Source organism: Pseudomonas entomophila (assembly GCF_029193575.1).
Lineage (GTDB): Bacteria > Pseudomonadota > Gammaproteobacteria > Pseudomonadales > Pseudomonadaceae > Aquipseudomonas > Aquipseudomonas entomophila_G.
The window spans coordinates 180,926-204,335 of record NZ_JARGCS010000047.1 but is presented as its reverse complement, the minus strand read 5'-3'; the positions used below and the strand labels follow the sequence as shown (position 1 = coordinate 204,335).

At 61.0% G+C, this 23,410-nt stretch carries 20 protein-coding genes and 2 pseudogenes; 21 read left to right on the top strand and 1 reads right to left on the bottom strand.

Annotation, left to right across the window (positions count from 1 at the left end; genetic code table 11):
- Window positions 1-76: 76 nt before the first annotated feature.
- From mnmE to P0Y43_RS22295, 21 genes and pseudogenes are all read left to right on the top strand, one after another.
- Window positions 77-1,447: a tRNA uridine-5-carboxymethylaminomethyl(34) synthesis GTPase MnmE gene (gene mnmE / locus P0Y43_RS22395; RefSeq protein WP_275639446.1), complete on the top strand. Its 1,371-nt coding sequence runs from the start codon at window positions 77-79 to the stop codon at window positions 1,445-1,447.
- 555 nt (window positions 1,448-2,002) lie between these two features.
- The gene (mnmG, locus tag P0Y43_RS22390) at window positions 2,003-3,895 is read left to right on the top strand and encodes a tRNA uridine-5-carboxymethylaminomethyl(34) synthesis enzyme MnmG (RefSeq protein ID WP_275639445.1); all 1,893 of its coding nucleotides are present in this window, start codon (window positions 2,003-2,005) and stop codon (window positions 3,893-3,895) included.
- Complete coding sequence (gene rsmG / locus P0Y43_RS22385; RefSeq protein WP_275639444.1) at window positions 3,892-4,542, top strand: 16S rRNA (guanine(527)-N(7))-methyltransferase RsmG; 651 nt, start codon at window positions 3,892-3,894, stop codon at window positions 4,540-4,542. Before mnmG ends, rsmG begins: the two co-directional genes overlap by 4 nt.
- An 18-nt stretch (window positions 4,543-4,560) precedes the next feature.
- The gene (locus P0Y43_RS22380) at window positions 4,561-5,352 is read left to right on the top strand and encodes a ParA family protein (RefSeq protein WP_275639443.1); all 792 of its coding nucleotides are present in this window, start codon (window positions 4,561-4,563) and stop codon (window positions 5,350-5,352) included.
- A 9-nt stretch (window positions 5,353-5,361) separates the two neighbouring features.
- Window positions 5,362-6,234, top strand: coding sequence for a ParB/RepB/Spo0J family partition protein (locus P0Y43_RS22375; protein ID WP_275639442.1), 873 nt, complete (start codon window positions 5,362-5,364; stop codon window positions 6,232-6,234).
- A gap of 149 nt (window positions 6,235-6,383) precedes the next feature.
- Window positions 6,384-6,791: a F0F1 ATP synthase subunit I gene (locus P0Y43_RS22370; RefSeq protein ID WP_275639441.1), complete on the top strand. Its 408-nt coding sequence runs from the start codon at window positions 6,384-6,386 to the stop codon at window positions 6,789-6,791.
- A 16-nt stretch (window positions 6,792-6,807) separates the two neighbouring features.
- Window positions 6,808-7,677: a F0F1 ATP synthase subunit A gene (gene atpB, locus P0Y43_RS22365; protein ID WP_275639440.1), complete on the top strand. Its 870-nt coding sequence runs from the start codon at window positions 6,808-6,810 to the stop codon at window positions 7,675-7,677.
- A 144-nt stretch (window positions 7,678-7,821) separates the two neighbouring features.
- Window positions 7,822-8,079 (top strand): F0F1 ATP synthase subunit C, encoded by a 258-nt coding sequence (gene atpE / locus P0Y43_RS22360; protein ID WP_003097235.1) that lies wholly within the window; start codon window positions 7,822-7,824, stop codon window positions 8,077-8,079.
- Between the two features lie 57 nt (window positions 8,080-8,136).
- Window positions 8,137-8,607, top strand: coding sequence for a F0F1 ATP synthase subunit B (locus P0Y43_RS22355; protein ID WP_023383136.1), 471 nt, complete (start codon window positions 8,137-8,139; stop codon window positions 8,605-8,607).
- A 12-nt stretch (window positions 8,608-8,619) separates the two neighbouring features.
- On the top strand, window positions 8,620-9,156 hold the full coding sequence (locus P0Y43_RS22350; protein WP_275639439.1) for a F0F1 ATP synthase subunit delta: 537 nt from the start codon (window positions 8,620-8,622) through the stop codon (window positions 9,154-9,156).
- A gap of 21 nt (window positions 9,157-9,177) precedes the next feature.
- Window positions 9,178-10,722: a F0F1 ATP synthase subunit alpha gene (gene atpA / locus P0Y43_RS22345; protein ID WP_275639438.1), complete on the top strand. Its 1,545-nt coding sequence runs from the start codon at window positions 9,178-9,180 to the stop codon at window positions 10,720-10,722.
- A 48-nt stretch (window positions 10,723-10,770) separates the two neighbouring features.
- A complete protein-coding gene (gene atpG, locus P0Y43_RS22340) occupies window positions 10,771-11,631 on the top strand; it encodes a F0F1 ATP synthase subunit gamma (RefSeq protein WP_003253195.1) in 861 nt (286 codons plus the stop codon).
- A 27-nt stretch (window positions 11,632-11,658) separates the two neighbouring features.
- Window positions 11,659-13,035 (top strand): F0F1 ATP synthase subunit beta, encoded by a 1,377-nt coding sequence (gene atpD, locus P0Y43_RS22335; RefSeq protein WP_275639437.1) that lies wholly within the window; start codon window positions 11,659-11,661, stop codon window positions 13,033-13,035.
- Between the two features lie 44 nt (window positions 13,036-13,079).
- Window positions 13,080-13,505 carry a F0F1 ATP synthase subunit epsilon gene (locus P0Y43_RS22330; protein ID WP_043214185.1) on the top strand — a complete coding sequence of 142 codons (426 nt, stop codon included), beginning with the start codon at window positions 13,080-13,082 and terminating at the stop codon, window positions 13,503-13,505.
- Window positions 13,506-13,617: 112 nt separating this feature from the next.
- Window positions 13,618-14,985, top strand: coding sequence for a bifunctional UDP-N-acetylglucosamine diphosphorylase/glucosamine-1-phosphate N-acetyltransferase GlmU (glmU, locus tag P0Y43_RS22325; protein WP_275639436.1), 1,368 nt, complete (start codon window positions 13,618-13,620; stop codon window positions 14,983-14,985).
- Window positions 14,986-15,103: 118 nt separating this feature from the next.
- Window positions 15,104-15,880, top strand: a complete 777-nt coding sequence (locus tag P0Y43_RS22320) for a DeoR family transcriptional regulator (protein ID WP_275639435.1) — start codon at window positions 15,104-15,106, stop codon at window positions 15,878-15,880.
- A 2-nt stretch (window positions 15,881-15,882) separates the two neighbouring features.
- On the top strand, window positions 15,883-17,718 hold the full coding sequence (gene glmS, locus P0Y43_RS22315) for a glutamine--fructose-6-phosphate transaminase (isomerizing) (RefSeq protein WP_275639434.1): 1,836 nt from the start codon (window positions 15,883-15,885) through the stop codon (window positions 17,716-17,718).
- A 414-nt stretch (window positions 17,719-18,132) separates the two neighbouring features.
- Window positions 18,133-18,605, top strand: a pseudogene (locus P0Y43_RS22310) (transposase); the annotation flags it as partial.
- Between the two features lie 93 nt (window positions 18,606-18,698).
- Window positions 18,699-18,902: a hypothetical protein gene (locus tag P0Y43_RS22305; RefSeq protein ID WP_275639433.1), complete on the top strand. Its 204-nt coding sequence runs from the start codon at window positions 18,699-18,701 to the stop codon at window positions 18,900-18,902.
- A 52-nt stretch (window positions 18,903-18,954) separates the two neighbouring features.
- Window positions 18,955-19,167: pseudogene (locus tag P0Y43_RS22300) on the top strand (hypothetical protein); the annotation flags it as partial.
- Window positions 19,168-19,370: 203 nt separating this feature from the next.
- Complete coding sequence (locus tag P0Y43_RS22295; RefSeq protein ID WP_275639432.1) at window positions 19,371-22,523, top strand: Mur ligase family protein; 3,153 nt, start codon at window positions 19,371-19,373, stop codon at window positions 22,521-22,523.
- On the opposite strand, the gene P0Y43_RS22290 is transcribed toward P0Y43_RS22295, so the two are convergent.
- Window positions 22,520-23,404: an alpha/beta hydrolase gene (locus tag P0Y43_RS22290; RefSeq protein WP_275639431.1), complete on the bottom strand. Its 885-nt coding sequence runs from the start codon at window positions 23,402-23,404 to the stop codon at window positions 22,520-22,522. The two genes, P0Y43_RS22295 and P0Y43_RS22290, sit on opposite strands and share 4 nt — an antisense overlap.
- Window positions 23,405-23,410: the final 6 nt, after the last annotated feature.

Genomic DNA, 23,410 nt, shown 5'->3' with positions numbered 1-23,410 from the left:
GCGCTAGCCTGTGAATAAAAACGCCCCCTCGGGGGCGTTTTTGCTATCTGTGTATTTCGTCGTAGAGGCTTCGAGCATGAACACTGTGCGTGAAACCATCGCCGCCATTGCCACCGCCCAGGGTCGCGGGGGCGTCGGCATCGTCAGGTTGTCCGGGCCGCTGGCCAGCCAGGCCGGGCAGGCCATCACCGGGCGCACGCTGACGCCGCGGCATGCCCATTACGGGCCGTTCCGCGACGCTGACGGGCTGGTCCTGGACGAAGGCATCGCGCTGTTCTTCCCCGGCCCGAACTCGTTCACCGGCGAAGATGTGCTGGAACTGCAAGGCCATGGCGGCCCAGTGGTCATGGACATGCTCCTGCAACGCTGCCTGCAACTGGGCTGCCGCCTGGCGCGTCCAGGCGAATTCAGCGAGCGGGCGTTTCTCAACGACAAGCTCGACCTGGCCCAGGCCGAGGCCATCGCCGACCTGATCGAAGCCAGCTCGACCCAGGCTGCGCGCAATGCCTTGCGCTCGCTACAAGGCGCGTTCTCCAAGCGTGTGCATGGGCTCACCGAGTCGCTGATCGCCTTGCGCATCTACGTCGAGGCGGCGATCGACTTCCCGGAGGAGGAAATCGACTTCCTCGCTGATGGCCACGTGCTGCAAATGCTCGAGGCGGTACGGACAGAGTTGTCCACAGTGCAACGCGAAGCCGGGCAGGGTGCGTTGCTGCGTGATGGCATGACCGTGGTGATCGCTGGTCGGCCAAACGCCGGCAAGTCCAGCCTGCTCAACCAGCTGGCTGGGCGCGAGGCGGCGATTGTCACCGATATCGCCGGCACCACCCGGGACATACTGCGCGAACATATCCACATCGATGGCATGCCGCTGCACGTCGTTGACACCGCAGGACTGCGCGACACCGATGACCATGTGGAAAAGATCGGCGTGGAACGCGCGCTGAAGGCCATTGGCGAGGCGGACCGCGTGCTGCTGGTGGTCGACTCCACCGCCCCCGAGGCCAGCGACCCGTTCGCCCTGTGGCCGGAATTCCTCGACCAGCGACCGGACCCGGCCAAGGTCACGCTGATTCGCAACAAGGCCGACCTCAGTGGCGAGGCCGTGGGAATGGAGCAGTGTGAAGATGGCCATGTGACGCTTACCCTGAGCGCCAAGCACGACGATACCGGGCTGGACCTGTTGCGCGATCACCTCAAGGCCTGCATGGGTTATGAACAGACCGCCGAGAGCAGCTTCAGCGCGCGACGGCGGCACCTGGAGGCGTTGCGCCTGGCCTGCGATCACCTGGATCACGGGCATGCGCAACTGACCCTGGCGGGGGCCGGGGAGTTGCTGGCGGAAGACTTGCGCCAGGCCCAGCAAGCCCTTGGCGAGATTACCGGGGCGTTCAGCTCGGATGACCTGCTGGGGCGGATCTTCTCCAGCTTCTGCATTGGCAAGTAGCCCCCTTCCTTAGGGAACCTGCCTTCACGGCTCCAGGCGGGTCGTGAGGGTGCCCGTTCCGGCCCTATCGCGGGGCAACCCCGCTCCCACAGGGAGCCGTTGGGCGATCTGAAAGATTTTTCCTGTATGCGTCGGCCTTTGATTTTCATCAACAGGCCCGATGACGCTCGCCTGTGCCCTGTGGAAAACCCCGCTTCAGCTCCGTTGATAAATGGCCTTTTTTGTTGAGGATAAACCCGCCTGTGGGTAACCAATGATTTAATCCACAGGCTAAAGGACGTTATCCAGAGGCCTCAGGCCTACTTTGGTACAGGGTTATGAATTCCTAAAAGCCTTGTCAATACTGGGCTGTGTATGCTTATCCACAGAGAGAGGGGTCCCTAAGAATAAACATAAAAACAAAGCTTTTTTAACTTCTTCCTCTTTGATTTCTGTTGTCTGCCATTCATCCACAGACTGGTCAAAATTTGCTCAGACGGTTTCATTAGAGCGGGTGAAGTCCCTATACTTGTCCGCTTACCTTCTCTATTCGCAAAAACAGGCACGAGGTGCGTGGTGGATTTCCCTTCCCGTTTTGAAGTGATCGTCATCGGCGGCGGCCATGCCGGTACCGAGGCTGCGCTTGCGTCCGCACGCATGGGTGTGAAAACCCTGCTGCTGACCCATAACGTGGAAACCCTCGGTCACATGAGCTGCAACCCGGCCATCGGTGGCATCGGCAAGAGCCACCTGGTCAAGGAAATCGATGCGCTCGGCGGCGCCATGGCGCTGGCCACCGACAAGAGCGGCATCCAGTTCCGTATCCTGAACAACCGCAAGGGCCCGGCCGTGCGCGCCACTCGTGCACAGGCCGACCGCGCGATCTACAAGGCGGTGGTGCGCGAGATCCTGGAAAACCAGCCCAACCTGTGGATATTCCAGCAGTCCTGCGACGACCTGATCGTCGAGCAGGACCAAGTCAAGGGTGTGGTCACGCAGATGGGTCTGCGCTTCTTCGCCGATGCCGTGGTGCTGACCACCGGCACCTTCCTCGGCGGACTTATCCACATCGGCCTGCAGAACTACTCCGGCGGCCGCGCCGGCGACCCACCCGCGATCGCACTGGCCCACCGCCTGCGTGAATTACCGCTGCGCGTCGGTCGCCTGAAGACCGGCACCCCACCGCGCATCGATGGCCGGTCGGTGGACTTCTCGGTGATGAGCGAGCAACCCGGCGACACGCCGATCCCAGTGATGTCGTTCATGGGCAAGGCCGAGATGCATCCGCGCCAGGTCAGCTGCTGGATCACCCACACCAACGCCCGCACCCACGAGATCATCGCCTCGAACCTCGACCGTTCGCCGATGTACTCCGGCGTGATCGAAGGCATCGGCCCACGTTACTGCCCGTCGATCGAAGACAAGATCCACCGCTTCGCCGACAAGGAAAGCCACCAGGTGTTCATCGAGCCGGAAGGCCTGACCACCCATGAGCTGTACCCCAACGGCATCTCCACCTCGCTGCCGTTCGACGTGCAGCTGGAGATCGTGCGTTCGATCCGCGGCATGGAAAACGCCCACATCGTGCGCCCCGGCTACGCCATCGAGTACGACTACTTCGACCCGCGCGACCTCAAGTACAGCCTGGAGACCAAGGTCATCGGCGGCCTGTTCTTCGCCGGCCAGATCAACGGCACCACTGGCTACGAAGAGGCCGGTGCACAGGGCTTGCTGGCCGGCACCAACGCCGCGCTGCGCGCTCAGGGCCGTGACAGCTGGTGCCCGCGCCGCGACGAGGCGTACATCGGCGTGCTGGTCGACGACCTGATCACCCTCGGCACCCAGGAGCCGTACCGCATGTTCACTTCGCGCGCCGAATACCGGCTGATCCTGCGCGAAGACAACGCCGATCTGCGACTGACCGAGAAGGGCCGCGAGCTGGGCCTGATCGACGACGCGCGCTGGGCGGCGTTCTGCGCCAAGCGCGACGGTATCGAGCGTGAGGAGCAGCGGCTGAAGAGCACCTGGGTGCGCCCAGGCACGCCACAAGGCCAAGCCGTTGTGGATAAGTTCGGCACACCGCTGGCCCACGAATACAACCTGCTCAACCTGCTGGCCCGCCCGGAAATCGACTACGCCGGGCTGATCGAGGCCACGGGGGGGGATAACATCGACCCGCAGGTCGCCGAACAGGTCGAAATCAAGACCAAGTACGCCGGCTACATCGACCGCCAGCAGGAAGAGATCGCCCGCCTGCGTGCCAGCGAAGACACACGCCTGCCTGTGGATATCGACTACGCTTCGATCTCCGGGCTGTCCAAAGAGATCCAGGGCAAGCTCGGCGAGACCCGCCCGGAAACCCTCGGCCAGGCGTCGCGTATCCCCGGTGTGACCCCGGCGGCGATTTCCCTGTTGCTGATTCATCTGAAAAAACGCGGCGCAGGCCGCGAACTGGAGCAAAGCGCTTGAGTGCCCTGGTCACCCCGCAACACGCTGAAGAATTATCCACAGGTGCGCGTCAGCTCGGTGTCGAGCTGAGCGCGCAGCAGCACGCGTCGCTGCTGGGTTACCTGGCCCTGCTGATCAAGTGGAACAAGGCCTACAACCTGACCGCCGTGCGCGACCCGGATGAAATGGTCTCGCGCCACCTGCTCGACAGCCTGAGTGTCATGCCGTTCATCCCGGAAAACACCGAGCGCTGGCTGGACGTAGGCAGCGGCGGCGGCATGCCAGGCATTCCGCTGGCTATCCTGTATCCGCACAAGCAGGTGACGGTGCTCGACAGCAATGGCAAAAAGACCCGCTTCCTGACCCAGGTGAAGATGGAGCTGAAACTCGACAACCTGCAGGTTATCAACAGCCGCGTGGAGGAGTTCCAACCCCCGCAGCCGTTCAGCGGGATCATCTCCCGGGCGTTCAGCAGCATGGAGAACTTCACCGGCTGGACGCGCCACCTGGGCGACAGCGACACGCAATGGCTTGCAATGAAGGGGCTGCATCCTGCCGATGAACTGGTAGCATTGCCCGCAGACTTCACAGTGGAAAGCGAGCAGGCCCTGACCGTTCCGGGTTGCCAGGGCCAGCGCCATCTGCTGATACTGCGCCGCAAGGCTTGACTGGGAACACACGCAACAATGGCTAAGGTATTCGCAATCGCGAACCAGAAGGGTGGTGTCGGCAAGACCACCACCTGTATCAATCTCGCCGCATCGCTGGCCGCGACCAAGCGTCGCGTGCTGCTGATCGACCTCGATCCACAGGGCAACGCCACCATGGGTAGCGGTGTGGATAAACACGAGCTCGAGCATTCGGTCTATGACCTGCTGATCGGCGAATGCGACTTGGCCCAGGCCATGCACTATTCCGAGCACGGCGGCTTCCAGCTGCTGCCGGCCAACCGCGACCTGACCGCCGCGGAGGTCGTGCTGCTGGAGATGCAGATGAAGGAGAGCCGCCTGCGCAACGCGCTGGCGCCGATCCGCGAGAACTACGACTACATCCTCATCGACTGCCCACCCTCGCTGTCGATGCTGACGCTCAATGCGCTGGTCGCCTCCGACGGTGTGATCATCCCCATGCAGTGCGAGTACTACGCGCTCGAAGGTCTCAGCGACCTTGTGGATAACATCAAGCGCATCGCCGCCCGGCTGAACCCGGAGCTGAAGATCGAAGGCCTGCTGCGGACCATGTACGACCCGCGCCTGAGCCTGAACAACGACGTGTCGGCGCAGCTCAAGGAGCACTTCGGCGACCAGCTGTACGACACGGTCATCCCGCGCAACATCCGCCTGGCCGAGGCGCCGAGTTTCGGCATGCCGGCCCTGGCCTACGACAAGCAATCGCGTGGCGCGCTGTCCTACCTGGCGTTGGCCGGGGAACTCGTGCGCCGTCAACGCCGTCAATCCCGCACTGCACAGACAACTTAAGGAATCCGCATGGCCATCAAGAAACGCGGTCTCGGACGTGGGTTGGATGCACTGCTCAGTGGTCCGACCGTCAGCGCGCTCGAGGCGCAGGCTGTCACGGTCGACCAGAAGGAACTGCAACACCTGCCGGTCGAACTGCTCCAGCGCGGCAAATACCAGCCGCGCCGCGACATGGACCCGGAGGCGCTGGAGGAACTGGCGCACTCGATCCGCAACCAGGGCGTGATGCAACCGATCGTGGTGCGCCCGATCGGCGACAACCGTTACGAGATCATCGCCGGCGAACGCCGTTGGCGCGCCAGCCAGCAGGCCGGCCTGGACACCATCCCGGCGATGGTCCGCGAGGTGCCGGATGAAACCGCCATCGCCATGGCGCTGATCGAGAACATTCAGCGTGAGGACCTCAACCCGCTCGAGGAGGCCATCGCCCTGCAGCGCCTGCAGCAGGAGTTCGAGCTGACCCAGCAGCAAGTGGCCGATGCCGTGGGCAAGTCGCGGGTGACCGTGGCCAACCTGCTGCGCCTGTTGTCGCTGCCTGAGGCGATCAAGACCATGCTGGCCCACGGCGATCTGGAAATGGGCCATGCCCGTGCATTGCTGGGTCTGGAAGACAGCCGTCAGGAAGAAGGGGCGCGACATGTTGTCGCACGCGGGCTTACCGTGCGCCAAACCGAGGCATTGGTGCGTCAGTGGTTGAGCGGTAAATCTGAGCCGGTCGAATCGGGCAAACCTGATCCGGATATCGCGCGTCTGGAACAGCGTCTGGCAGAGCGCCTGGGCTCTTCGGTGCAGATCCGCCACGGCAACAAGGGCAAGGGCCAACTGGTTATTCGCTACAACTCGCTCGATGAGTTGCAGGGCGTCCTTGCTCACATCCGCTGAAACAATTCCTGTTGTAGCGCGCAGTCGGAAATCACTACCCGATAGTTGAATAGGGGTTAATCCACCCCTATACTCTGCGCGCATTTTGTCGGCACAAATTATGCCAAGTCATTGCTGACTTGACGGTCGACTTTCGAGGAGCAGTTCTGATGGAAATCCGCACGCCAAACCGCCTGCCTTTCCATCGCTGGGCGGTATTCCCAGTACTGCTGGCTCAATTTGGGGTGTTATTGCTGGCAACGCTGGTGTTGTGGCAGTGGCAGGGCAAGGTCAGCGGTTATTCAGGCCTCTGTGGAGGTTTGATCGGCTGGCTGCCCAACGTGTATTTCGCCTGGAAGGCGTTTCGCTTCAGCGGAGCCCGGGCGGCGCAGGCCATCGTCAAGTCGTTCTACGCGGGCGAGGCAGGCAAATTGATTTTGACGGCAGTGCTGTTCGCACTGACCTTCGCAGGAGTGAAGCCACTGGCGCCGTTAGCAGTCTTCGGCGTCTTCCTGCTGACCCTGTTGGTCAGCTGGTTCGCGCCCCTGCTGATGAATAAAAGACTTTCGAGACCTTAGGGCGTTTGAGGCAACCATGGCAGCAGAAACCGCTTCGGGCTATATCCAGCACCACTTGCAGAACCTGACCTACGGTCAACTACCAGACGGCAGCTGGGGCTTCGCCCATTCGGCCGCCGAAGCCAAGGCGATGGGCTTCTGGGCCTTCCACCTGGATACCCTGGGCTGGTCCGTCGCGCTGGGTCTGATCTTCCTGTTCATCTTCCGCATGGCGGCCAAGAAGGCGACTTCCGGTCAACCTTCGGGCCTGCAGAACTTCGTGGAAGTGCTGGTCGACTTCGTCAACGGCAGCGTCAAGGACTCGTTCCACGGCCGTAGCCCGGTGATCGCCCCGCTGGCGCTGACCATCTTCGTCTGGGTCTTCCTGATGAACGCCATCGACCTGGTACCGGTCGACTGGATTCCTCAGCTGGCCATCCTGATCTCCGGTGACCCGCACATTCCGTTCCGCGCCGTGTCGACCACCGACCCGAACGCGACCCTGGCCATGGCCTTCAGCGTGTTCGCCCTGATCATCTTCTACAGCATCAAGGTCAAGGGCCTGGGCGGCTTCATCGGCGAGCTGACCCTGCACCCGTTCGGCAGCAAGAACATCTTCGTGCAGATCCTGCTGATCCCGGTGAACTTCCTGCTGGAATTCGTCACCCTGATCGCCAAGCCGATCTCCCTGGCACTGCGTCTGTTCGGCAACATGTACGCCGGTGAGCTGGTGTTCATCCTGATCGCGGTGATGTTCGGCGCCGGCATCCTGTGGCTGAGCGGCCTGGGTGTGGTGCTGCAGTGGGCGTGGGCGGTGTTCCACATCCTGATCATCACCCTGCAAGCGTTCATCTTCATGATGCTTACCATCGTCTACCTGTCGATGGCTCACGAAGATAACCATTAAGACCGCCTGGCGTGTCTGATAGCCTTCCCCGCCGGTTCGGGGGGAAGGCTGAAAAAGTCCGCAAGGGCAGTTGTACCAAACGATTTGTTTTACCGCTTCAAACTAAAAAACCTAACCAATACGACGTAAAAGTCGGGAGGAAAGATGGAAACTGTAGTTGGTCTGACCGCTATCGCTGTTGCTCTGCTGATCGGCCTGGGTGCTCTGGGTACCGCCATTGGTTTTGGCCTGCTGGGCGGCAAGTTCCTGGAAGGCGCTGCTCGTCAGCCTGAAATGGTTCCGATGCTGCAGGTTAAGATGTTCATCGTTGCCGGTCTGCTCGACGCCGTAACCATGATCGGTGTTGGTATCGCCCTGTTCTTCACCTTCGCGAACCCCTTCGTTGGTCAGATCGCCGGCTAATCACTCGTTCCTACGAGTTGATTGGTGTGATGGACAAAGACCGAGCGAGGTGTTGGCGTGAACATTAATGCAACCCTGATTGGCCAATCCGTTGCTTTTCTGATTTTTGTGCTGTTCTGCATGAAGTACGTATGGCCTCCGGTCATTACTGCTCTGCAAGAGCGCCAGAAGAAGATTGCCGACGGCTTGGACGCTGCCAACCGCGCAGCTCGCGACCTGGAGCTGGCCCAAGAGAAAGCGGGTCAGCAACTGCGTGAAGCGAAGGCACAGGCAGCCGAAATCATTGAGCAAAGCAAGAAACGCGCTGCTCAGCTTGTCGAGGAAGCCCGTGAACAGGCTCGCGTCGAAGCTGACCGTGTGAAAGCTCAGGCTCAAGCCGAGATCGAACAGGAACTGAACAGCGTCAAAGACGCCCTGCGTGCCCAAGTGGGTGCCCTGGCCGTTGGCGGTGCTGAAAAGATCCTTGGCGCCACAATCGATCAAAACGCGCATGCGGAGCTGGTTAACAAACTGGCCGCTGAAATTTAAGCGAGGGCGATCATGGCAGAACTGACCACGTTGGCCCGACCTTACGCTAAGGCTGCCTTCGAGCATGCCCAGGCCCATCAGCAACTGGCCAATTGGTCAGCCATGCTCGGCCTGGCTGCTGCGGTGTCGGAAGACGACACCATGCAGCGCCTGCTCAAGGCCCCGCAACTGACTAGCGCAGACAAGGCCGCCGCATTCATTGAAGTGTGCGGTGACAAGTTCGACGCTCAGGCACAGAATTTCATTCATGTTGCCGCGGAAAACGACCGTCTCCTGCTTCTGCCGGAGATCGCGAACCTTTTCGACCTGTACAAGGCCGAGCAGGAAAAGTCCGTGGACGTGGAAGTCACCAGTGCTTTTGCGTTGAACCAAGAACAGCAAGACAAACTCGCCAAGGTTCTCAGTGCACGGCTCAGCCGGGAAGTACGCCTGCACGCGTCGGAGGATGCCAGCCTGATCGGCGGCGTCGTCATCCGCGCCGGCGACCTGGTAATCGATGGCTCGGTTCGCGGCAAGATCGCGAAACTGGCCGAAGCATTGAAATCTTGAGTTTGAAGGGGCAGCAGAGCAATGCAGCAACTCAATCCTTCCGAAATTAGTGAAATCATCAAGGGTCGCATCGAGAAACTCGATGTCGGCTCCCAAGCCCGTAACGAAGGTACCGTTGTTTCGGTATCCGACGGTATCGTGCGGATCCACGGTCTGGCCGACGTCATGTACGGCGAAATGATCGAGTTCCCTGGCAGCGTATTCGGCATGGCCCTGAACCTGGAGCAAGACTCCGTAGGTGCCGTGATCCTGGGTGCCTATGACACCCTCGCCGAAGGCATGAGCGCCAAGTGCACCGGCCGCATCCTGGAAGTTCCGGTTGGTAAGGAACTGCTGGGTCGCGTCGTTGACGCACTGGGCAACCCGATCGACGGCAAAGGTCCTCTGGGCAACACCCAGACCGACGCGGTCGAGAAAGTGGCCCCAGGCGTGATCTGGCGTAAGTCGGTAGACCAGCCTGTACAGACTGGCTACAAGTCCGTCGACGCCATGATCCCTGTCGGCCGTGGCCAGCGCGAGCTGATCATCGGTGACCGCCAGATCGGCAAGACCGCCATGGCCATCGACGCCATCATCAACCAGAAAGACTCCGGTATTTTCTGTGTTTATGTTGCAGTCGGCCAAAAGCGTTCCACCGTTGCCAACATCGTTCGCAAGCTGGAAGAAGCCGGCGCCCTGGCCAACACCATCGTGGTCGTTGCCAGTGCTTCGGAATCCGCCGCACTGCAGTTCCTGGCGCCATACGCCGGCTGCACCATGGGCGAGTTCTTCCGTGACCGCGGTGAAGACGCCCTGATCGTCTACGATGACCTGTCCAAGCAGGCCGTTGCCTACCGTCAGATTTCCCTGCTGCTGCGCCGTCCACCAGGACGTGAAGCGTACCCAGGCGACGTGTTCTATCTCCACTCCCGTCTGCTGGAGCGTGCATCGCGCGTTTCGGAAGAGTACGTCGAGAAGTTCACCAACGGCGAAGTGACTGGCAAGACCGGTTCCCTGACCGCCCTGCCGATCATCGAAACCCAGGCTGGCGACGTTTCCGCGTTCGTTCCGACCAACGTGATCTCGATCACCGACGGTCAGATCTTCCTGGAATCGGCCATGTTCAACTCGGGCATCCGCCCAGCAGTGAACGCCGGTGTTTCGGTATCCCGTGTAGGTGGTGCCGCTCAGACCAAGATCATCAAGAAACTGTCCGGTGGTATCCGTACCGCACTGGCTCAGTACCGTGAACTGGCTGCATTCGCCCAGTTCGCTTCGGATCTGGACGAGGCTACCCGCAAGCAGCTGGAGCATGGTCAGCGCGTTACCGAGCTGATGAAGCAGAAGCAGTACGCGCCAATGTCGATCGCCGACATGGCCCTGTCGCTGTACGCCGCTGAGCGTGGTTTCCTGACTGACGTAGAAGTCTCCAAGGTCGGCAGCTTCGAGCAAGCGCTGATCGCCTACTTCCACCGCGATCACGCCGAACTGTTGGCCAAGATCAACGTGAAAGGTGACTTCAACGACGAAATCGACGCTGGCATGAAAGCCGGTATCGAGAAGTTCAAGGCCACCCAGACCTGGTAAGCCGCAGCGGGGGCTCCGGCCCCCGCTTGCTAACCTGATAGGTGATACATGGCAGGCGCAAAAGAGATTCGCAGTAAGATTGCGAGCATCAAAAGCACGCAAAAAATTACCAGCGCCATGGAGAAAGTGGCGGTCAGCAAGATGCGCAAGGCACAAATGCGCATGGCTGCTAGCCGTCCTTACGCGGAGCGTATCCGCCAGGTGATCGGTCATCTGGCCAACGCCAACCCGGAATACCGCCACCCGTTCATGATCGAGCGCCCTGTAAAGCGCGCCGGTTATATCGTGGTGAGCAGTGACCGTGGTCTGTGCGGTGGCTTGAATACCAACCTGTTCAAGGCCCTGGTCAAGGACATGAGCGCAAACCGCGAACAGGGCGTGGAAATCGACCTGTGCGTGATCGGCAGCAAGGGTGCAACTTTCTTCCGCATCTTTGGCGGCAACGTCGTAGCCGCGATCAGCCACCTGGGCGAAGAGCCATCGATCAACGATCTGATCGGCTCCGTCAAAGTGATGCTGGACGCCTACCTCGATGGCCGTATCGATCGCCTCTCGGTGGTTTCGAACAAGTTCATCAACACCATGACCCAAAAACCGACGGTCGAGCAATTGGTACCGTTGGTGGCAACCCCGGATCAGGATCTCAAGCATCACTGGGATTACCTGTACGAACCCGACGCAAAAGAGCTGCTGGACGGCTTGATGGTGCGTTACGTGGAGTCGCAGGTATACCAGGCGGTGGTCGAGAACAACGCTGCTGAACAAGCGGCCCGGATGATCGCCATGAAGAACGCCACAGACAACGCCGGTGATTTGATCAAAGAGCTGCAATTGATCTACAACAAGGCGCGTCAGGCTGCGATCACCCAGGAGATCTCGGAAATCGTCGGCGGCGCTGCCGCGGTTTAACGGTTCAAAAATTCAGAGGATCCAGCTATGAGTAGCGGACGTATCGTTCAAATCATCGGCGCCGTCATCGACGTGGAATTCCCACGTGACGTCGTGCCGAGTGTTTACAACGCGCTGAAAGTACAAGGCGCGGAAACCACCCTGGAAGTTCAGCAGCAGCTGGGCGACGGCGTGGTTCGTACCATTGCGATGGGCTCGACCGAAGGCCTGAAGCGCGGTCTGGACGTCGTCGATACCGGCGCGGCCATCTCCGTTCCAGTTGGTAAGGCCACTCTGGGCCGTATCATGGACGTCCTCGGCAACCCGATCGACGAAGCCGGCCCGATCGGCGAAGAAGAGCGTCGCGGTATCCACCAGCCAGCGCCTTCGTTCGCTGACCAGGCAGGCGGCAACGACCTGCTGGAAACCGGCATCAAGGTTATCGACCTGGTTTGCCCGTTCGCCAAGGGTGGTAAGGTTGGTCTGTTCGGTGGTGCCGGTGTCGGCAAGACCGTAAACATGATGGAACTGATCCGTAACATCGCCATGGAACACAGCGGTTATTCCGTGTTCGCTGGTGTGGGTGAGCGTACTCGTGAGGGTAACGACTTCTACCACGAGATGAAGGACTCCAACGTTCTCGACAAGGTAGCGCTGGTCTACGGTCAGATGAACGAGCCACCAGGAAACCGTCTGCGCGTAGCGCTGACCGGCCTGACCATGGCTGAGAAGTTCCGTGACGAAGGTAACGACGTTCTGCTGTTCGTCGACAACATCTACCGTTACACCCTGGCCGGTACCGAAGTATCCGCACTGCTGGGCCGTATGCCTTCGGCAGTAGGTTACCAGCCGACCCTGGCTGAAGAGATGGGCGTTCTGCAAGAACGTATCACTTCGACCAAAGAAGGCTCGATTACCTCCGTTCAGGCCGTATACGTACCTGCGGACGACCTGACCGACCCGTCGCCAGCCACCACCTTCGCCCACTTGGACGCCACCGTCGTTCTGTCCCGTGACATCGCCTCCCTGGGTATCTACCCAGCGGTCGACCCACTGGACTCGACTTCGCGTCAGCTGGACCCGAACGTGATCGGCAACGAGCACTACGAGACCGCGCGTGGCGTTCAGTATGTTCTGCAGCGCTACAAAGAGCTGAAGGACATCATCGCGATCCTGGGTATGGACGAACTGTCCGAAAGCGACAAGCAACTGGTTGCCCGTGCTCGTAAGATCCAGCGCTTCCTGTCGCAGCCGTTCTTCGTGGCCGAAGTCTTCACCGGCTCGCCAGGCAAGTACGTTTCCCTGAAGGACACCATCGCTGGTTTCAGCGGCATCCTCAAAGGCGACTACGACCACCTGCCAGAACAAGCGTTCTACATGGTCGGCGGCATCGACGAAGCGATCGAGAAAGCCAAGAAACTGTAATCCCGGCGCCCCGCAAGGGGCGCTAATCAGGTTGAGGCAAGCAGATGGCTATGACAGTCCATTGCGATATCGTCAGCGCGGAAGGGGAAATCTTCTCCGGTCTGGTCGAGATGGTAGTTGCGCACGGCAACCTGGGCGATCTGGGTATCGCTCCGGGCCACGCGCCGCTGATCACCAATCTCAAGCCAGGTCCGATCACGCTGACCAAGCAGGGTGGCGATCGTGAGGTGTTCTACATCTCCGGTGGCTTCCTCGAAGTGCAGCCGAACATGGTCAAGGTACTCGCCGACACCGTGCAACGTGCCGCCGACCTGGACGAAGCCTCCGCTCAGGATGCCGTCAAGGCTGCTGAGAAGGCCCTGCATGAGAAAGGCGCGGACTTCGACTACAGCGCCGCGTCCGCACGCCTGGCCGAGGCCGCAGCCCAGCTGCGTACCGTCCAGCAGATCCGCAAGAAGTTCGGCGGCTGATACCGCAGGCTTCAGGCAGATTGAGAAAAAGGGTAGCCATCGGCTACCCTTTTTCTTTTTGTACTCCCTCATTCCGGTCATCTCGCTGACCGCCCAGGATTGGTAGCCAGTAATGTCGCTCGATATCGTTATTCTCGCCGCAGGCCAAGGCACCCGCATGCGCTCCGCGTTGCCCAAGGTACTGCACCCGGTGGCTGGCAACTCCATGCTTGGCCATGTTATCCACAGCGCGCGCCAGCTGCGGCCCAAGGGCATTCACGTGGTCATCGGGCATGGCGCCGAGCAGGTGCGTGAGCGCCTGGCGGCGGATGACCTGAACTTCGTCATGCAGGACAAACAGCTTGGCACCGGCCACGCCGTGGCCCAGGCCCTGCCGGCGATCACCGCTGACACCGTGTTGGTGCTCTACGGCGACGTGCCGTTGATCGAGGTGGAAACCCTGCAGCGCCTGCTGACCCAGGTCACCGAACAGCAATTGGGCCTGCTCACCGTCAACCTCGAAGACCCGACCGGCTATGGCCGCATCGTCCGTGATGCCCAGGGCCAGGTGACGGCGATCGTCGAGCACAAGGACGCCAGCGACGCGCAGAAGGCGATCCAGGAAGGCAACACCGGCATCCTTGCCTTGCCAGCGCAGCAGCTCGCCGGGTGGATGAGCCGTTTGTCCAACAACAACGCCCAAGGCGAGTACTACCTCACCGACGTGATCGCCATGGCCGTGGCCGACGGCCTGGTGGTGGCCACCGAGCAGCCGCACGACCCGATGGAAGTGCAGGGCGCCAACGACCGCCGCCAGCTGTCCGAGCTGGAGCGTCACTACCAACTGCGCGAAGGCCGTCGCCTGATGGCCCTGGGCGTGACCCTGCGCGACCCGGCGCGCTTCGACGTGCGCGGTGAGGTCACCGTCGGCCGCGACGTGCTGATCGACGTCAACGTGATCCTCGAAGGCAAGGTGGTCATCGAGGACGATGTGCAGATCGGCCCGAACTGCGTGATCAAGAACAGCACCCTGCGCAAGGGCGTGGTGGTCAAGGCCAACAGTCACATCGAAGGCGCCGTGATGGGCGAGGGCAGTGATGCCGGCCCGTTCGCCCGCCTGCGTCCCGGCAGTGTGCTGGAGGCCAGGGCCCATGTGGGTAACTTCGTCGAACTGAAGAATGCGCACCTGGGCGAAGGCGCCAAGGCCGGCCACCTGACCTACCTGGGCGATGCCGAGGTCGGCGCACGCACCAACATCGGTGCCGGCACCATCACCTGCAACTACGATGGCGCGAACAAGTTCAAGACCATCCTGGGTGAGGACGTGTTCATCGGTTCCAACAACTCGCTGGTGGCGCCTGTGGAAATCCAGGCGGGGGCTACCACCGCGGCGGGTTCGACCATCAACCAGGGCGTCGAGGCTGGCCAGTTGGCGGTGGCCCGCGCGCGTCAGCGCAACATCGATGGCTGGAAGCGCCCGGAGAAACTCAAGAAGAGCTGAGGCCTAAAACCGCCGTCTCCTGTAGGAGCGGCGGTGTTTTTTATCCACAGCTTGACGAGTCGTCCGTCTTGGGTTTTGATTGCCAGCATTATCTTTCGAAACGAAACTTAAAGCTGTCATGTCGAAACGAAACACCCCCCAGCGTCGCCACAATATCCTCGCCTTGCTCAATGAGCAGGGCGAGGTGAGCGTGGACGCCCTGGCCCGGCATTTCGAAACTTCGGAAGTGACCATCCGCAAGGATCTTGCTGCCCTCGAAGCCAATGGCCTACTGCTGCGCCGCTACGGTGGCGCGGTGACCATGCCGCAGGAACTGCTGGCCGACCCCGTGCAGCCGATCTCGCACTACAAGCAAGCCATCGCCCGCGCCGCCGTTGGGCGCATTCGTGAGCACGCACGGATCATCATCGACAGCGGCAGCACCACCGCCGCGATGATCCCCGAACTCGCGCGCCAGCCCGGCCTGGTGGTGATGACCAACTCGCTGAACGTGGCGCGCGCCATCAGCGAGCTGGAGCACGAGCCGGTGCTGCTGATGACCGGCGGTACCTGGGACCCGCATTCCGAGTCGTTCCAGGGCCAGGTCGCCGAGCAGGTACTACGCTCATACGATTTCGACCAGTTGTTCATCGGCGCCGATGGCATCGACCTCGAGCGCGGCACCACCACCTTCAACGAACTGCTTGGCCTCAGCCGAGTGATGGCCGAAGTGGCGCGGGAAGTGATCGTGATGGTCGAGTCGGACAAGGTCGGGCGCAAGATCCCCAACCTTGAGCTGCCCTGGGGCAGCGTCAACACCCTCATTACGGACGATCGCCTGCCCATGGCGGCACGCGAACAGATACAAGCACGCGGCATCAACCTGATCTGTGCCGCGATCAGCCAGGAGCAATGACCATGTGTGGAATCGTCGGTGCAGTCGCCGAGCGCAACATTACCTCCATCCTCATCGAAGGCCTCAAGCGCCTGGAATACCGCGGCTATGACAGCGCCGGCCTGGCCGTCTACACCCAGCAGGGCCAGCTCGAGCGCCGTCGTCGCATCGGCAAGGTCAGCGAGCTGGAGGCGGCTGTCAGCGCCGAGCCGCTCAACGGCCACCTGGGCATCGCCCACACTCGCTGGGCCACCCACGGCGCGCCGACCGAGCACAACGCCCACCCGCACTTCTCTGGGCATGAGGTGGCGGTGGTGCACAACGGCATCATCGAGAACCACGAAGAGCTGCGTGAAGAACTCAAAGGCCTGGGCTACCTGTTCGCTTCGCAAACCGACACCGAGGTGATCGTCCACCTGTTGCACCACATCCTGAAAAGCGTGCCGGACCTCGCCGACGCCCTCAAGACGGCCGTCAAGCGCCTGCACGGCGCCTACGGCCTGGCGGTGATCAGCGTCAAGCAGCCCGACCGCCTGGTGGCTGCGCGCAGCGGCAGCCCGCTGGTGATCGGCCTGGGCCATGGCGAGAACTTCCTGGCTTCCGACCAACTGGCCCTGCGCCAGGTCACCGACCGCTTCATGTACCTGGAAGAGGGCGACATCGCCGAGATCCGCCGTGACCAGGTGAGTATCTGGAACCAAGCTGGCCAACCGGTGCAGCGCGAGACCGTGCAGTACCACGAAGGCGCCGAGGCCGCCGACAAGGGCACCTACCGCCACTTCATGCTCAAGGAGATCCACGAGCAGCCGTCGGTGGTGCAGCGCACTCTGGAAGGCCGCCTGGGCAAGGACCACGTCATGGTCCAGGCCTTCGGCCCGCAGGCCGCCGAGCTGTTCGCCAAGGTGCGCAACGTGCAGATCGTCGCCTGCGGCACCAGCTACCACGCCGGCATGGTCGCTCGTTACTGGCTGGAAAGCCTGGCGGGCATTCCGTGCCAGGTCGAAGTGGCCAGCGAGTTCCGCTATCGCAAGGTGGTGGTGCAGCCCGATACCCTGTTCGTCTCCATCTCTCAGTCGGGCGAGACCGCCGACACACTGGCCGCGCTGCGCAACGCCAAGGAGCTGGGCTTCCTCGGCAGCCTGGCGATCTGCAACGTCGGCATCAGCTCGCTGGTGCGTGAGTCCGACCTGACCTTGCTGACCCTGGCGGGCCCCGAGATCGGCGTGGCCTCGACCAAGGCCTTCACCACCCAGTTGGTCTCGCTGATGCTGCTGACCCTGGCCCTGGGCCAGGTTCGCGGCACCCTCGAAGCCGGTGTCGAAGCCGGGCTGGTCGAAGAACTGCGTCGCCTGCCGACGCGCCTGGGTGAAGCGCTGGCGATGGACAGCGTGGTCGAGAAGACCGCCGAGCTGTTCGCCGACAAGCACCACACCTTGTTCCTCGGCCGTGGCGCGCAATACCCGGTGGCGATGGAAGGGGCGCTCAAGCTCAAGGAGATCTCCTACATCCACGCTGAAGCTTACCCAGCCGGTGAGCTCAAGCACGGCCCGCTAGCCTTGGTGGACAGCGACATGCCGGTAGTGACCGTGGCGCCGAACAACGAGCTGCTGGAGAAGCTGAAGTCCAACCTGCAGGAGGTCCGCGCCCGGGGTGGCGAGCTGGTGGTGTTCGCTGACGAGCAGTCGGGCATGAGCAACGGCGAAGGTATCCACGTGATCAAGGTGCCGCACATCAACGACGCCCTGGCGCCGATCCTCTACACCATCCCGCTGCAGTTGCTGTCGTACTACGTGGCCGTGCTCAAGGGCACTGACGTCGACCAGCCGCGTAACCTGGCCAAGTCGGTGACGGTGGAGTAGAACAGGTCATTCGTGACGGTTCACTGGATTCTGAGAATTAAAACTCTCGCACCGCAATAAAAACTGTCGCACACGGAGGGAGCCTTAACCGGCTCCCTTCTTCGTTGCGCAGCTCCTTTCAGCTGTTGCGCTCACCGCAACCCTGTGTCGACGCTCAGCCATGCCTCTCCAAATCCAACCCGATGAATCGCTCGCCTCGTGCGTCAGACGTAATCTGCACCTCAACGGGCGTGCGAGCAACATGGGTATCTTCGACACGCTCGCAAAAAGTTATGGCGCGATGGTCTCGCTTGCTTGAGTCATTCGGTGCCTACGACACCTTTTTCAGACAAAACTTAGACTTCCATCGCATCGAATTATAAAACGGCGGCAAAAACTGAGTGCAATACCTGACCCATCCGGTAAGGTGTGCGCATGCATTATCACGAACCCAGCATTGAAGAACGCATCACGATCCCCCTCGGCCGGCGCCAGGGCTTTAGCCATCGCACCATCACCAAGATGCTGGAGCGAAGTCCCTCGACGGTCAGCCGGGAGCTTCGCCGAAACGCCCTGACCCCAGGCAAGTACTCTGCAAGCGAAGCTCATCAGCACCTGCGTCAGCGCCGCGTTGAGTGCAGACCAGCGCGAAAGCTGGTGCCTGGAACGAGTTGTTCGACCTCGTGGTCTACCTTCTGCGAAACGCTTTTCTCCCCAACGAATGGCCGGCAAGCTGCGCGACATGGAACTGCCCAACTTTGATGGCTCGTTCGTCTGTCGCGAGACGGTTCACACCGCCATCTATGCCCTGCCAATGGGCGAGTTGCGCAAGGTATCTGATCATCTGCCTGCGGCAACGTAAAACCAGCCGGCATCCACGTACCGGTGGTGTTGATCGACCTGGTAAAACTTCCGTTGGATTTCTCTAAAACGCTATCACTTGTGTATTAAGCACTGCACGCGACAGTTGAAATCGCGATTTTTGTAAAAGGACCTATATCATGCCTGATAAAACAACGCGCCTGACCATCCTCATCGACTCCCCAACCAAGCAGCGGCTGGAGTCCCTTTCCGAGGAAGTTGACCTTACTATTTCCCAGGTCATTCGCAAGCTGATTCGCGATCACCTTCAGCAATATGAAAGTCAAATCGCTTCTCCTGTACGAGAACCGGACCGGGAAAATTTTTCGCTGTGGAAGTCCTGAAGAAGACTTCCAATCTGGTGAAATACGCAAATCCCGTTGCCCGAGTTTCCCGATGAAGCAGATGACCTCCGGCGACGCCGAGTACGCCGATAGGCGCAAGCAGGTCCGCAAGGCGCTATTCCTGATTTCTGGACTGCGCCTTGCGCGCATTCCAGACGCAACCACCATTCTCAACTTCCGCCGCCTGCTGGAAAAACATGAGCTGGCGGCTGGGATTCTGGCGGTGATCAACGGTTACCTGGGCGATTGCGGCCCGTCCGACCGCTTTTGAAGTTGGCAGCCGCTGAAATCAGCCAGAGAGGCATGACCACTGCAGGCCCTCCCTGTGTGCTTGATCTACATATGGACGTGTTGTCTTTATCCAAAATAACTTGGACAGCGAGCGGACTTGAACTGGATTGATACGTGTCCATCATTTCAATCTATGGCCGCCCTCGCCAAGTGTTTGACTCATGGAAATTTACGCCTGTGAAACAGCAATTGCTCGCTTGTCATGCGCTTTTAACCCGCGCCCCGAGTGGGCTCATTGTCTCTTCAGACGCCTCACCCTCCTGCACTTTATTCTTTTCAATCACTGACACAACACAACGTGCGCAGGTTTTTCATATTACCGCTGACAGCTTCGAAAACGCTTGGCAAACCGGAGCTCACGAATTACAACGCCGATACGACCAAGGCGTTTCGCAGGGAACGTATAACCCCGAACGTGTATGGATTCGTGTCGAACGTGCGCTCAACGTGACGCCAATCACCTGGGCCAAACTCAACGAAAGCCTCAAACGCCACAAACGCAATTACTTCAGGCAAGGCATCGCCTTCGACAGTGAGCTGCAGGTGGCAATGACCGAACAGGAACTGAACGCCAATGCCATACTGTATGGCGGCAGCGACATTGCCCACGCCACCTTCAACCCAAAGAATTTCGCCGCTTACGCCCGGCGCCGGTTCGCTGGCACCCACGCGGCTGACATCCTCGCCGGCCTGACACCGGAAACCTGCCTATTCGTTTTCAACACCGCAGGCGTATTCTGCGCCGAAGAGGGTGAGGCTCACACACTGAGTGGCAACGGGCTGGAAACCGGTTGGCGCGCACTGGGCGCCCTTACCCCTGATACAGTGCGGGCCTGCATTGACAGCGCATCCAGGTACCTGAGCACACAAGTGCAAGACAGCGGACAGTTCATCTACGGCTACTTTCCGTGTTTTGACCGGGTTATCAACACCTACAACACCTTGCGTCACGCCAGCAGTACCTACTCGATGATCGAGGCCTGGGCGCTGACCGGTGATCAGCACCTCAAGGCGGCCATCGAGCGTTCGCTGGACTATCTGACTAATGTATTGATCAAGCCCTATTTGCTGCCCGATGGCAGTGTCGCGGCGTTCCTCACCGACACCGGTGATGAAATCAAACTAGGCGGCAACGCGGTGTGCCTGCTGGCGCTGGTCAAGTACAGCGAAGTCACCGGCACGCGTCACCACCTGCCGCTGCTGGAAGCGCTTGCCAACGGCATGGCCTGGATGCAGGACCCCGCCAGTGGGGCTTTCGTGCATGTCTTGCACGCCAAAGACCTCAGCGTCAAAGCGCCGTTTCGGATCATCTATTACGACGGCGAGGCCGCCTTCGGCCTGATGCGCCTCTACGGGCTCACCGGTAACAAACGCTGGCTGACGGTGGTGGAAAAAGCCTTCGACTACTTCATCGAGAAAGAACATTGGCGCGAGCATGACCACTGGCTCAGCTACTGCGTGAACGAACTGACCCGCTACTGCCCCGACGAAAAGTACTTTCGCTTCGGCCTGAACAATGTGGTCGGCTACCTGGGCTTCGTGCAGCAGCGCATCACCACCTTTCCGACCTTGCTCGAGTTGATGATGGCCGCGCAACAGATGCTCGCGCGCATCGCCGGGCACCCCGAGCTGAGCCACCTGCTCAACGAGGTCGACCTGCACGCGTTCTACCGCGCCTTGCACCATCGCGCTCGCTACCTGCTCAACGGCTATTTCTGGCCGGAACTGGCGATGTACTTTGCCAACCCGGCGTGCATCGCCGGGGCGTTTTTCATTCGCCACCATTCCTTCCGGGTGCGCATTGATGATGTGGAGCACTACCTTTCCGGGCTGATCGCCTATCACCGATACCTGCTGGAGGGCGCTCCCCAGGTGGGCAGCGTCGAAGCTGAAACCACCCCGGACCGGACCTGGGACGCCCACACCCTGGCCCAAGTGACTCTGGGTACCTGGGCCAGCCAGCCGCCGACCGGTTGGAGCGCAACCGGGCTGACGCCCTCCATGCAGTTCTTCAAGCCACAACGTATCCTCAGTCGCCATCCGAGCAAGGTCGGCCCCAATGAAGCCCAATCGGCGCAACGCTGGGCCCAGGCAAGCCCCGAACGTCGCCCGTCCGCGTTAATGTGCGTGGACCCCACGCCCTACCTGGGGAGCGGCCTACCTGTATTGCAAGTCGCCGACACCAGGGACGCCATGCTGCATATGGGTCGCCACGCCCGGCGACACTTCTCGGGAAAGGTATTCGGCGTCACCGGCAGCTTTGGCAAAACCACCGTGGTCGCGATGCTGGCCCACGCATTGAAACACTGGGGCGACGTGGGCCAGACCGAAGCGAATGCCAATCTGCCCCATGGCATTGCCTGGAACCTGGCGAGCATGACCTTCCCGGCAAAATTCTGGGTGCTGGAAATGGCCGTGGGCCGCATGCCGATCAATGCCGAGCTGGTCAGGCCGCATATCGCCTTGGTTACCGGAATCGCACCGGCGCACCTGGAACATCACGGCACGCTGGAAAACCTGGCACGTAAAAAAAGCGCTATCTTCCGCTCGATGGCCCCCGGCGGGCATGCGGTGCTCAGCCGTGACATGCCATATTACGAATTGTTCGCCGAAGCCGCCGAAGCGGCTCGGTTGCAGGTGATCAGTTTTGGTGAGCACGCCGAGGCTGACCTGCGCTTGCTCGCGTGCAACAGCGAGGCGCATCAGGTGAACGTCAGCGCGCACTACGCCGGCAAACCGCTGAATTTCAGCCTGCAAGCGCGCGGGCGGCACATGGTGCTCAACGCCTTGGCGGTATTGGCTGCGCTTTCTGCAGCCGGCCTTGAGGCCGAAGAAGCGCTGGCGACGTTGGGCTCATTCCTGCCAGTAGAGGGTCGCGGCAATACCCTGTCGATCAAATGCGCCGACGGCCATTTCCAACTGATCGACGACGCCTACAATGCCAACCCCGGCTCCATGGGGGCAGCACTGCGCTCAATGGCCGACCTGCCCATTGCTCCGCGCCACCGCGTGTTGGTACTGGGGGATATGCTCGAACTCGGTCCCGACGCCCAGCACTATCACCTGGAGCTTGCTGACGCACTGCGCGCCGTGGCGCCTCGGCATGTGGTGCTCTGTGGTCCGCTGATGCATCAGTTGTACCTGGCACTTCGCGATGAACTGTCGGTGCAATGGTTCGAGCAGGCCAAGGCGCTGACCCAGACACTGGTGAAAGACCCGAACTCGTGGTTTCAAGCCGGGGATTGGGTGATGGTGAAAAGCTCCGGCGGGACGGGACTGTCGCAGTTGTGTGAACTGCTGATCCAGCGTGAACAGGCAGTGCCGGCCTAACCCGCGCAAGCTGCAGCGGTCTTCAACCCAATGTCATTACGCAGTTGATGAAAGGCCTTCGGCACACCTTGGGCCTTGATCAACTGCACAGGATGCCCGGCACGCTTCAGCGCCTGATAAAAACCTTCCTGCAGGGCAAACGGCGCGACCTGGTCGTCAACACTGCCGATCACAAACAACTGCCGTTGCGGTGCGACGGCAATGTCTTCGATGTGTTGAGCCGGGTCGTAAGGGTGCGGCAACCCGTTGGTATCACGCCCGGGCTTTGAGGGCAGGCCCTTGCTCTGGCGAATCATCTGCGCACGCTGTACCAGCCAGAAAGCCCCCGAGGTCATCACCGCGCATTTCACGTCAGTTCGGCCCAGCGTCAGCAGCGCGGCGGCGGCCGTGGCCCCGCCGCTGTGGCCGAGCAAAACGAATTGCCCGATGCCATAGCGCGCGCGCAATTCATCCAGCGCCCCATTGAGGGCCATAAACTCCTGCGCCTGACGCCGTTGTCCGTGGTCGCCGCTGGAGCCATACGTCCCGGGCCGGCCGACAATCACCACGGGCACCGCCGCGCGCTTGCTCATCGCCCGGGCCTGGGCCACTTTGGCGACCAGGGTGTTGCCCGCAATCGCCTGCGGAGCGCGATGCATCTCGGCCGTGCGGTCGCCGTGGAACATCACGATCACCGTCGACGCACGCTCGAGGGCGCCTCCTGCAAAGTAGCGAATACAAGCAGTGCCCCCGGCGAACTCGACCCACAACGCCGAGGCTGGCGCGGTACACGTGGCCCTGTCGGCGGGGGTGTTCCAGGGCAGCGGCGTCGTAGCGTCATCGAACGCCTGCACCCACGAGGCCCAGGCCATGGCCCACCCGAACAGGAGTGCTCTGCCCATCACTAT

Excerpts from the sequence above, each read along its gene's own strand:
- mnmE (WP_275639446.1), top strand. The coding sequence starts at position 77 with ATGAACACTGTGCGTGAAACCATCGCCGCCATTGCCACCGCCCAGGGT.
- P0Y43_RS22305 (WP_275639433.1), top strand. The coding sequence starts at position 18,699 with ATGCCTGATAAAACAACGCGCCTGACCATCCTCATCGACTCCCCAACC.
- P0Y43_RS22320 (WP_275639435.1), top strand. The coding sequence starts at position 15,104 with ATGTCGAAACGAAACACCCCCCAGCGTCGCCACAATATCCTCGCCTTG.
- P0Y43_RS22375 (WP_275639442.1), top strand. The coding sequence starts at position 5,362 with ATGGCCATCAAGAAACGCGGTCTCGGACGTGGGTTGGATGCACTGCTC.
- atpA (WP_275639438.1), top strand. The coding sequence starts at position 9,178 with ATGCAGCAACTCAATCCTTCCGAAATTAGTGAAATCATCAAGGGTCGC.
- atpD (WP_275639437.1), top strand. The coding sequence starts at position 11,659 with ATGAGTAGCGGACGTATCGTTCAAATCATCGGCGCCGTCATCGACGTG.
- P0Y43_RS22350 (WP_275639439.1), top strand. The coding sequence starts at position 8,620 with ATGGCAGAACTGACCACGTTGGCCCGACCTTACGCTAAGGCTGCCTTC.
- P0Y43_RS22290 (WP_275639431.1), bottom strand. The coding sequence starts at position 23,404 with ATGGGCAGAGCACTCCTGTTCGGGTGGGCCATGGCCTGGGCCTCGTGG.
- glmU (WP_275639436.1), top strand. The coding sequence starts at position 13,618 with ATGTCGCTCGATATCGTTATTCTCGCCGCAGGCCAAGGCACCCGCATG.
- atpB (WP_275639440.1), top strand. The coding sequence starts at position 6,808 with ATGGCAGCAGAAACCGCTTCGGGCTATATCCAGCACCACTTGCAGAAC.
- atpE (WP_003097235.1), top strand. The coding sequence starts at position 7,822 with ATGGAAACTGTAGTTGGTCTGACCGCTATCGCTGTTGCTCTGCTGATC.
- glmS (WP_275639434.1), top strand. The coding sequence starts at position 15,883 with ATGTGTGGAATCGTCGGTGCAGTCGCCGAGCGCAACATTACCTCCATC.
- atpG (WP_003253195.1), top strand. The coding sequence starts at position 10,771 with ATGGCAGGCGCAAAAGAGATTCGCAGTAAGATTGCGAGCATCAAAAGC.
- P0Y43_RS22330 (WP_043214185.1), top strand. The coding sequence starts at position 13,080 with ATGGCTATGACAGTCCATTGCGATATCGTCAGCGCGGAAGGGGAAATC.
- P0Y43_RS22380 (WP_275639443.1), top strand. The coding sequence starts at position 4,561 with ATGGCTAAGGTATTCGCAATCGCGAACCAGAAGGGTGGTGTCGGCAAG.
- P0Y43_RS22370 (WP_275639441.1), top strand. The coding sequence starts at position 6,384 with ATGGAAATCCGCACGCCAAACCGCCTGCCTTTCCATCGCTGGGCGGTA.